At 64.8% G+C, this 8,488-nt stretch carries 7 protein-coding genes; 4 read left to right on the top strand and 3 right to left on the bottom strand.

Translation table 11 applies throughout. From position 1 onward, the window contains the following. Window positions 1–101: 101 nt before the first annotated feature. A complete protein-coding gene (locus tag AC3WK8_RS30895) occupies window positions 102–1,106 on the bottom strand; it encodes an alcohol dehydrogenase catalytic domain-containing protein (protein WP_103326881.1) in 1,005 nt (334 codons plus the stop codon). 285 nt (window positions 1,107–1,391) lie between these two features. On the opposite strand from AC3WK8_RS30895, the gene mrdA reads away from it, so the two are divergent. Beyond that, window positions 1,392–3,284, top strand: a complete 1,893-nt coding sequence (gene mrdA / locus AC3WK8_RS30890) for a penicillin-binding protein 2 (RefSeq protein WP_103326883.1) — start codon at window positions 1,392–1,394, stop codon at window positions 3,282–3,284. Window position 3,285: 1 nt separating this feature from the next. On the opposite strand, the gene AC3WK8_RS30885 is transcribed toward mrdA, so the two are convergent. Further along, the gene (locus AC3WK8_RS30885; RefSeq protein ID WP_103326885.1) at window positions 3,286–4,272 is read right to left on the bottom strand and encodes a LysR family transcriptional regulator; all 987 of its coding nucleotides are present in this window, start codon (window positions 4,270–4,272) and stop codon (window positions 3,286–3,288) included. A gap of 206 nt (window positions 4,273–4,478) precedes the next feature. Here AC3WK8_RS30885 and AC3WK8_RS30880 point away from each other — a divergent pair, with 206 nt between their 5' ends. From AC3WK8_RS30880 to AC3WK8_RS30870, 3 genes are read left to right on the top strand one after another with little or no spacing between them, the layout of a single operon-like run. Next, window positions 4,479–5,780: an MFS transporter gene (locus AC3WK8_RS30880; RefSeq protein ID WP_103326887.1), complete on the top strand. Its 1,302-nt coding sequence runs from the start codon at window positions 4,479–4,481 to the stop codon at window positions 5,778–5,780. Further along, window positions 5,777–6,532 carry a class II aldolase/adducin family protein gene (locus tag AC3WK8_RS30875; RefSeq protein WP_103326889.1) on the top strand — a complete coding sequence of 252 codons (756 nt, stop codon included), beginning with the start codon at window positions 5,777–5,779 and terminating at the stop codon, window positions 6,530–6,532. Before AC3WK8_RS30880 ends, AC3WK8_RS30875 begins: the two co-directional genes overlap by 4 nt. After that, complete coding sequence (locus AC3WK8_RS30870) at window positions 6,529–7,458, top strand: 2-hydroxyacid dehydrogenase (protein WP_103326891.1); 930 nt, start codon at window positions 6,529–6,531, stop codon at window positions 7,456–7,458. Before AC3WK8_RS30875 ends, AC3WK8_RS30870 begins: the two co-directional genes overlap by 4 nt. Here the strand turns inward: AC3WK8_RS30870 and AC3WK8_RS30865 are convergent. Beyond that, window positions 7,452–8,387 (bottom strand): LysR family transcriptional regulator, encoded by a 936-nt coding sequence (locus tag AC3WK8_RS30865; protein ID WP_103326893.1) that lies wholly within the window; start codon window positions 8,385–8,387, stop codon window positions 7,452–7,454. The genes AC3WK8_RS30870 and AC3WK8_RS30865 overlap by 7 nt on opposite strands. Between the last annotated feature and the right edge of the window lie 101 nt (window positions 8,388–8,488).

Here is an 8,488-nt window from a genome sequence, read left to right as displayed (position 1 = left end):
AAGATTAAATTCCGAAACCCCAATTGCGAAAGCAGTTGGGGTTTTGTCTTTGCGCGGACGAAAAACCATAGCGGCCCGGCATTTGCCGGGCCTGACCTGGTTCAGGCAAACACTTGCCCGGGCTGCAGGCGAGCGATCCACTTGCCGTGCTGCTCCGTATCCCTGAGCGCCTCGAGCTTTGCCGGCAGTTCATTGAAGTCGAAAGGCAACAGGGCAGAGCCCTTGAGCTGACCCTGTGCAACCTGCTGCAGCAAATAGGCACCCTGTTGCTGGTAGCGTTGCCAATCGGCTTCGACGCCGTGTGCATGAAGACTGTTCAACGCCACTTCATGCAGGGAAATGGCTGTGCTGAATGCTGGCAACGGCGCTGTCTCCTGGCGATCCTGGATACACACCAAGTGCCCGTTGTAGCCCAGCAACTCGGCCAGGTTCGCCGCGTGCCTGCCGCTGACCGTATCGAAGATAGCCGAAAGCCGTCGGCTACCCAGGCGGGCTTGCAATTCAGCCCGCCACTCTGGCCGATGATAGTCGAAGACTCCAACCACACCCTGCTCCTGCAGTCGTTCATGATGCTTGGCTGAAGCCGTGGCCCAGACCCGCATCCCCCTCTGTACCGCCATCTGCGCCAGTAACGAGCCCACGGCGCCGCCGGCCCCCACCACCAGCACATCCCCCACGCCCGCCTGGGGCAGCTTGTCCAAAGCTTGCAGGGCCGTCAGACCGGGGCAAGGCAAGGCCGCCGCCACAGCGTCGTCCAGCTCATCAGGGAGGACAATGGCGGCCCTGGCATCGATCAGGCTGTATTCGGCGAAACTACCGTCAGCGCTCAACTCCTGGTGATAAGCCACTCGGGTTCCTGGTCGGATGCTTGTATCAGGGCCTGCCGCCGCCACCACCCCGACACCATCCACGCCCGGCACATGGCCGTCCCGCCAGTCGTCGTGGCCCCACTCGATCATTTTCCAATCCACCGGATTCAACGCGATCACGCTATTGGCGATCAGCAGTTGATTGGTCGACGGCTGCGGCAGGGCTTTACGGATCGATCGCAGGCCAGGCAGGCCGGCTCCCCGGGTCCAGCCCCAGGCCACATATTCGCTTGGCATCTTCACTCTCCATCAGGTTTCAAGACGCTCTTGCGCCAGCCAGGTCGGCCGGCCAAGAGCATCTTGCAGTCTCCCCAGTGAGTAATGCGGGAAAAACCCAAGAATCGGAACAACACCCTTGATCACAGGTCAATAATGCCCCCAGGCCAGCACCATTGATCAGCCGTGGGGGAAATCCCGGCAAAGTCGGCGGCTGGTTTTTGGTATGGTGCAGCTCTTTTTTACGGACCCGATTTCACCCGCACGGACCAGCGTCGACCTCTATTTCACCGAGAAGCTGTAGCAATGCCCGAAGCGATTCCGATCAAGGACCACGAGAAAGAAACCCGCCTGGTGAACAAGCGGCTGCTGGCCTGCGCCGTGCTGGTAGCGGCCATCACCTGTGCGCTGGTGGGGCGCATGTATTTCCTCCAGGTGGTGGAGTTCGACTACCACTCCACCGTTTCGCAGAACAACCGTGTCCACGTGTTGCCCATCACCCCGACCCGTGGGGTGATCTATGACCGCAATGGCGTGGTCCTGGCGGATAACCGCCCCAGCTTCAACCTGACCATCACCCGTGAGCGCGCCACCGATCTCAAGGGCGAACTGGATACCGTGGCCGAGCTCCTGCACTTGCCGCCGGAAGACCGGGCGCTGTTCGACAAGGCCATGAAGCAGGCCCGCCATCCTTTCGTGCCCGTCACCCTGTTCTACCAGCTCACTGAGGAGCAGATCGCCGTATTGGCGGTGAACGAATACCGCTTGCCAGGCATGGATGTCGAAGCCCAGTTCGTCCGGCATTACCCCCTGGGGATGCACTTCGCCCACTCCATCGGTTATGTCGGGCGGATCAACGAGAAAGAAGCCAAGACCCTGGACTCGGTGGAGTACCGCGGTACCCAATCCATCGGCAAGACCGGTATCGAGAAGTTCTACGAATCCGAACTGCATGGCCATGTCGGTTACGAAGAGGTGGAGACCAACGCCCAGGGGCGGGTCATGCGCGTGCTCAAGCATACCGATCCGGTCCCCGGGAAGAACATCGTCCTGAGCCTGGACGTGAAGCTCCAGGAGGCTGCCGAGCAGGCCCTGGGTGACCGCCGCGGCTCGGTGGTGGCCCTGGACCCGTCCACCGGCGAAGTGCTGGCCATGGTCAGCAACCCCAGCTTCGACCCCAACCTGTTCGTTACCGGCATCAGTTTCAAGGAATATGCCGCCCTGCATGATTCCATCGACCGGCCGCTGTTCAACCGCGCGTTGCGCGGCCTCTATGCGCCGGGCTCGACCATCAAGCCGGAAGTGGCCATCGCCGGCCTGGATACCGGCGTAGTCACCCCCTCCAGCCGCGTCTTCGATCCGGGCTACTACCAATTGCCGGACTACGACCACAAATACCGCAATTGGAACCGCAGTGGCGACGGCTGGGTGGACATGGACGCGGCGATCATGCGCTCCAACGACACCTACTTCTACGATCTGGCCCACAAGCTGGGTATCGATCGCCTGCACGACTACATGGCCATGTTCGGCCTCGGCGAGAAGGTCTCCCTGGACATGTTCGAGGAAGCCCCGGGGCTGATGCCGTCCCAGGCCTGGAAGCGCGCCACCCGCCGCCAGGCGTGGTTCCCGGGAGAAACGCTGATCCTCGGCATTGGCCAGGGCTATATGCAGGTCACGCCGCTGCAGCTGGCCCAGGCCACGGCACTGATCGCCAACAAGGGGGTATGGAACCGGCCTCACCTGGCCAAGACCGTCGATGGCGTGGCCCCGGTGGACCCGCATCCGATGCCCAACATCCTGTTGAAGGACCCGCGCGAGTGGGACCAGGTCAACCATGGCATGCAGATGGTCATGCACGATCCTCGCGGCATTGCCCGCGCCGCTGCTGCCGGGGCCCAGTACCGGATTGCCGGCAAGAGCGGTACCGCCCAGGTGGTGGCGATCAAGCAGGGCGAGCGTTATGACCGCCTCAAGACCCGTGAGCGCAACCGCGACAATGCCCTGTTCGTCGGCTTCGCCCCGGCCGAGCATCCGCAGATCGTGATCTCGGTGATGATCGAGAACGGCGAGGCCGGTGGCCGGGTCGCCGGCCCCGTGGTGCGGCAGATCATGGACGCCTGGCTACTGGACCAGAACGGCCACCTCAAGCCGCAGTACGCCGCACCGGCCAAGGCTCCTGGCGATCCCCACGTCTGAATCAGCGCAGCACCAGGCTGTCCGGCACCTGCTCGTGGATACTGAGCATGTGCTGGATGCTCTGGAGAAACAGCGCCTCGGCCTGGCTCATCTTCTGCTCACGGTTCCACAGCAGCTGGATATCGAAATCCACCACCCCATCCTTCGGCGGCAGCGGCCACAGCAAGCCCTGTTCGACGTCCCGGCGCACCAGGTGGATCGGCAGGCAGCCAATGCCGAAGCCGGCGCAGATCAGTCGATGAATTTCCTCGAAGCTGGTGGAAGAGGCGACGATCTTGCCGGTAAAGCCCTGCTGGTCGCGAAACAGCGTCAGGGGTGAAAGGTTGCCTCCCAGCTGGTCGCTGGTGAAGCTGACGAAGTTCTCCGTGGCCAGCTGTTGCAGGCTCAGGTTGGCCTGGCCGAACAGCCGATGGCGCGGGCCGCAGAAGTAGGCGTAGCGCTCCCGGAACAGCACTCGCTGCTCCAGCCTGGGCTGCGGCAGCCGGCACAGGCCCACCCCCAGGGTCGCGGTCTTTTGCAGCAGCGAACTGATGATGTCCGGACTGCCCAGCACCTCCACCTCCAGCTCGATCTTCGGATGCGCGGCATGAAAGTCAGCGAGGAACTCATCGTAATGCCGGGCCTTCACCCCACTGACGGTGAGAATGCGGATCTTGCCCACCACGTCGTCCTGGCGGCTTTGCACCACGGTGCCCAGGCGCGAGATGTCGCCATAGATATCGGTGGCGATGCGCAGCACTTCCTCGCCGGTCTCGGTGAGTTCGAAGCGCCGTCCGCTACGGACGATCAGCAGGCAGTCCAGCTGCTCCTCGAGCCGCTTGAGGGCCTGGCTGACCGCCGACTGGGTGATGTGCAGGCGCGCGGCGGCGCGGCTCATGCTGCCTTCCTGGCCGATCACCAGGTAGGTGCGCAACAGGTTCCAGTCCAGGCGATCGTTGAGAAAACGCCGTCCGGCCCAGGAGCCGGTCACAGGATCGAGTGTCGACATGGAGCTCCTCTAAAAACGACCTGCCTCGCCTAGGTTTTTAGAAGCGCCCATGGGGAGCTCTAGTAGTAGCAAGGCTAATAGTTAGGATAAGAATTCGAAAATTGACTAATCCTTGCACGACGGCGATAAAGCCCACAAGCGCCATAGAGCGCCGCCTGACCAAGCCTTCAGCACCTGCCCATAACTACAAATACACAGGTCCTTGCATGCACAGCACCCCTCAGCCGCGACGCGCCGCGGCAGCGGCCTTCATCGGCACCACCATCGAGTTCTACGACTTCTATATCTACGCCACGGCCGCGGCCCTGGTGCTGGGGCAGGTGTTCTTTCCCAGCAGCGACCCGGTGACCAGTACCCTGGCGGCGTTCGGCAGCTTTGCCGTGGGGTTCGTCGCCCGGCCCATGGCGGGCATGGTCTTCGGCCACCTGGGCGACCGCCTCGGGCGCAAGAAGATGCTCCTGGTGACCATGGCGCTGATGGGCCTGGCCACCACCGGCATCGGCCTGCTGCCCAGCTATGCCAGCGTTGGCATCTGGGCGCCCATCGGCCTGATCGCGTTGCGCTTGATCCAGGGCATTTCCGTCGGCGGCGAGTGGGGTGGGGCGGTGCTGATGGCCAGCGAACACGCTCCGGCCCGGCGCAAGACCTTCTACGCTTCCTTCGCTCAATTGGGCAGCCCCGCCGGCCTGCTGCTGGCTTTGATCGCCTTTCGCCTGGTCACCAGCCTTGCCCCCGAGGACTTCCTCGCCTGGGGCTGGCGCCTGCCGTTCCTGGGCAGTGGCGTGCTGATGATGGTGGGCCTGATGATCCGTAGCGGGGTGCATGAATCGCCGGAGTTCGCCAAGGCCCGGGATAACCAGGAGACCGCGCGCTACCCGGTGCTGGAGGTGGTCCGCGACTGCTGGCGGCAGATCCTCCTGGCCGCGGCGGCCGTGACCATAGGTTCGGCCGGTTTCTTCTTCACCAACACCTTCATGATCACCTACGTCACCCAGTACCAGGGCATCCCCCGGGCCACCATCCTCGACTGCCTGTTCCTCGTCACGGTGATCCAGCTGCTGTCGCAACCGCTCTCGGCCCTGCTGGCCGAGCGCATCGGCGAAGGGCGCTTCCTGACCCTGGTGGCCCTGCTGTGCATGGTCACGCCGTACCCGATGTTCCTGCTGGTCGGTACCCAGAACATCCTCTTGATGACCCTCGGCATCGCCCTGGCGGTGGTGATCCTGTCGGCGCTGTACGCGGTGATCGCCGGCTACATGACCCAGGCGTTCCCGGTGCACCTGCGCTACTCAGGGATATCCATCGCCTACCAACTCAGCTGCGCCCTGGCCGGCGGCACCACGCCGCTGCTGGGGACGCTGCTGGCCAGCAAGTTTTCCGGGCAATGGCTGCCCCTGGCGCTGTTCTTCAGCCTGCTGTCGGCGTTGTCGCTGATCGGCGTCTCTGGCTTGGCGCGCATGCGCGCCAAGCCGGTGGTCCAACCCGCTCCCCAAGAGGTGTATCCGTGAGCAAACCTGAACACATGAGTGCCGTCGAATGGCAGGCCCGTTGCGAACTGGCGGCGCTGTATCGCCTGGTGGCGCACTTTCGCATGACCGACCTGATCGACACCCACATCACCCTGCGCATCCCCGGGCCCGAGCACCACTTCCTGATCAACCGCTACGGGGTGATCTTCGACCGCATGCGTGCCAGCGACCTGGTGCGCATCGACCAGGAGGGGCGCATCGTCGATCCCCACTACAGCGGACACCGGGTCAACGCCGCCGGCTTCGTCATCCACTCGGCGATCCACATGGCCCGTCCCGACCTCAACTGCGTGATCCATACCCACACCGCCGCCGGCATGGCAGTGGCGGCCCAGCAGCAGGGCCTGCTGCCCATCAGCCAGCATGCATTGAAGTTCTACGGCAAGCTGGCCTACCACACCTATGAAGGCATCGCCCTGTCCCTGGACGAGCGCCAGCGCCTGATCGCCGACCTGGGCCCGCACAAGGCCATGATCCTGCGCAACCACGGCCTGCTGGTGGGCGGCGCCCGCGTGGCCCACGCCTTCCACGAGATCCACTTCCTGGAGCGCGCCTGCCAGGCCCAGGTACAGGCCCTGGCCGGTGGCTCGGTGCTCAACTACCCCTCGCCGCAGGTCTGTGCCCACACCGCCGAGCAGTTCGAGCGCGACGATGCCGACCACATCATCGAGCTGGCCTGGGACGCGGCCCTGACCCTGATCGAGCACCAGCGCGAGTCCTACCTGTCATGAGTCCTGTGGTGCTGCTGTCCCGTGACCGCCCGTTGCTGCAACAACTGCAGCAGGCCTTTGCCCGCAGTGCGCCGCAGGTGCAGGCATTGCTGGCAGGCGACCCCGGGGCTGCCGAGGCACGGCTGGCGGCCTGCTGGTTCCCGCCGCCGGGCAGCCTGCGAGCCTTGCCGGCATTGCAGTTGATCCATTCGGTGGCGGCCGGCATCGATCACCTGGAACACGATCCAGGCTGCCCGCCAGTGCCGGTGTGCCGGGTGGTGGACCCCGGGCACCGCCAGGGCATGACCGAGTACGTGCGCTGGGCGGTGATCCACTACCACCGGGGCTTCGACCGGGTACTTGGGCAACAGGCCGGGCACTGTTGGGAGCGGCCGCTGCAGGTGCCGGCGCAGGACTTCAAGGTCGGGGTCATGGGCCTGGGTTCCCTGGGCGCAGCCATCGCCCAGGACCTGGCTGGCGCGGGCTACCAGGTGCGCGGCTGGGCCCGCAGTGCCAAGCAGTTGCCCCAGGTGCGCTGCTTCGCCGGCGCCGAGGGGCAGGATGGCTTCCTCGACGGCCTGGACCTGCTGGTCAACCTGCTGCCCCTGACGCCCGAGACCCGGGGCATCCTCGGTCATGCCACCTTCGCCCGGCTGGCGCCAGGGGCGGCGCTGGTCAATTGCGGGCGTGGCGGGCACCTGCGGATCGACGACCTGCAACAGGCCCTGGCCAGTGGCCAACTGCGCGGCGCCTTGCTGGATGTCTTCGACCAGGAGCCGCTGCCGACGGACCATCGGTTGTGGAGCCTGCCCGGGGTCACCGTCACCCCGCACATGGCCTCGGCCGCCTCCCACGATTGCATTGCCCGGCAAGTGGCGGAGAACCTGCGCCGCCTGGAGGCGGGCGAACCGCTGCTGAACCTGGCCGACCGCCGCCTGGGCTACTGAGCGTCCAGGCACGCCTGCAAGCGTTCGAGGAACAACGCCTCGGCGCGGCTCAGGCGCTGCTCGCGGTTCCACAGCAGGTGGATGTCGACGTCGGCGATGCCCTCGTGGGGCGGTAGCCGCCACAGCAGCCCACTGTCGACATCGGCCGCCACCACATGCTCCGGCAGGCAACCGATGCCGAACCCGGCGATCACCAGGCGGCGCACTTCTTCCAGGCTGGGGGAGGAGGCGACGATACGTCCGCTGAAGCCCTGCTGGTCGCGGAAGATGGTCAACGGCGAGAGCATGCCGCCGATCTGGTCGCTGGTGAAACTGACGAAGTTCTCCCGTTGCAGGTCGCCCTCGGCCACATCCGCGTGGCCGAACAGCGGGTGGTGCTTGCCACAGAAGAACGCATAGCGCTGGCGCAGGAACAAGCGTTGCTCCAGGCGCGGCTGCGGCCGGCGGTTGAGGCTCAGGCCCAGGGTCGCGGTCTTTTCTTGCAGGGCGCTGACGATGTCCGAGCTGCGCATCACGTCCACCTCCAGGTCGACCCGTGGGTGCTGGCGATGAAAGTCCGCCAGGAACTGGTCGAAGCGCTCGTTGCAGATGCGGCTGATGATCAACAGCCGGACCTTGCCGATCACCTCGTCGGCAGGCTGCTCCAGCACGCTGCCGACCTGGGACACCTGGCCGTAGATCTCGCCGGCCAGGGCGAAGATCTGCTCGCCGACTTCGGTCAGGGCGAAGCGCGGGCCACGGCGGGCGATCAACTGCCGGCCCAGTTGTTCCTCCAGGCGCTTGAGGGCCTGGCTCACCGCGGGCTGGGTCAGGTGCAGGCGCGCCGCCGCACGGCTGATGCTCAACTCCTGGCCGATCACCCGGAAGGTGCGCAGCAGGTTCCAGTCCAGGCGGTCATTGAGCAAGCGGCGGGCATCGTGGTCGGACATGGCGAAGGCTCTGGGGCGGGCGAGGGTTTGATAATAAGCCAGGATAATAATCGAGATAACCAATAGAAAATTGACTGATTATCCCCGGCCGCGGATAAATC

This window comes from Pseudomonas sp. FW507-12TSA, from assembly GCF_058781435.1.
This window is presented reverse-complemented; position numbering and strand designations above follow the sequence as displayed.

Bases quoted from the DNA above. Each gene is read 5' to 3' on its own strand.
- mrdA (WP_103326883.1), top strand. From the start codon at position 1,392: ATGCCCGAAGCGATTCCGATCAAGGACCACGAGAAAGAAACCCGCCTG.
- AC3WK8_RS30870 (WP_103326891.1), top strand. From the start codon at position 6,529: ATGAGTCCTGTGGTGCTGCTGTCCCGTGACCGCCCGTTGCTGCAACAA.
- AC3WK8_RS30885 (WP_103326885.1), bottom strand. From the start codon at position 4,272: ATGTCGACACTCGATCCTGTGACCGGCTCCTGGGCCGGACGGCGTTTT.
- AC3WK8_RS30895 (WP_103326881.1), bottom strand. From the start codon at position 1,106: ATGCCAAGCGAATATGTGGCCTGGGGCTGGACCCGGGGAGCCGGCCTG.
- AC3WK8_RS30880 (WP_103326887.1), top strand. From the start codon at position 4,479: ATGCACAGCACCCCTCAGCCGCGACGCGCCGCGGCAGCGGCCTTCATC.
- AC3WK8_RS30865 (WP_103326893.1), bottom strand. From the start codon at position 8,387: ATGTCCGACCACGATGCCCGCCGCTTGCTCAATGACCGCCTGGACTGG.